Raw genomic sequence first — 750 nt, forward strand, 5'->3', positions numbered from 1 at the left:
GAAGATCCGCCACCAGGCAAAGAGCGCGTAGCCGCGGCTGGAGATGAAGTCCAGAAGCGAGCGCACGACGATCAGCGCCGTCAGGAAGGCGGCGATGAAGCCGACGACGATCACCGCACCATCGTCGAAGCTGATCAACGCGCGGTTCTTGTAAAGATCAAGCGTGAAGGCGCCGAGCATGGTGGGCATTGCCAGGAAGAAGGAAAACTCCGCAGCCGACCGCTTGTCGGTGCCCATCAGCAGAGAGCCGACGATCGTTGCTCCCGAACGGGACGTGCCGGGCACCATGGCAAGGCACTGGAAGAGGCCAATCTTGAAGGCGAGCGAGAGCGGATAGTCCATGACATCCGTATATCGCGGTTGGAAAGCCATGCGGTCGACGATGAGGAGAACGATGCCGCCGAGGATCAGCACGATGCAGATCAGCACCGGGGTCTCGAACAGGATCGTCTTGATGAAGCCGTGTGCCAGCGCACCGATGAGGGCCGCCGGCAGGAAGGCGATCAGTACCGTCAGCACGAAATGCCTTGCCCTGGCGCTGTTTGGGAGGTTGACCGCGATGTCCAGCAGCCGGCGGAAATAGACCAGCAGGATCGCCATGATGGCGCCAAGCTGGATCAGGACCGCAAAGGTATTGCCGGGGGATTGGAAGCCGAGGAAGTGTCCGGCAAGGAGAACATGTGCCGTCGAGGACACGGGTATGAACTCCGTCAGCCCCTCGATAAGTCCGAGAACGAGAGCACTGACGAT

The 750-nt window shown here is 60.7% G+C and carries 1 protein-coding gene; it reads right to left on the bottom strand.

Translation table 11 applies throughout. The features are described 5' to 3' along the window. On the bottom strand, nucleotides 1-750 hold a 750-nt coding region (locus tag EO99_RS0125430; RefSeq protein ID WP_235776930.1), incomplete at both ends, for an undecaprenyl-diphosphate phosphatase.

Source organism: Pseudorhizobium marinum (assembly GCF_000705355.1).
Lineage (GTDB): Bacteria > Pseudomonadota > Alphaproteobacteria > Rhizobiales > Rhizobiaceae > Neorhizobium > Neorhizobium pelagicum.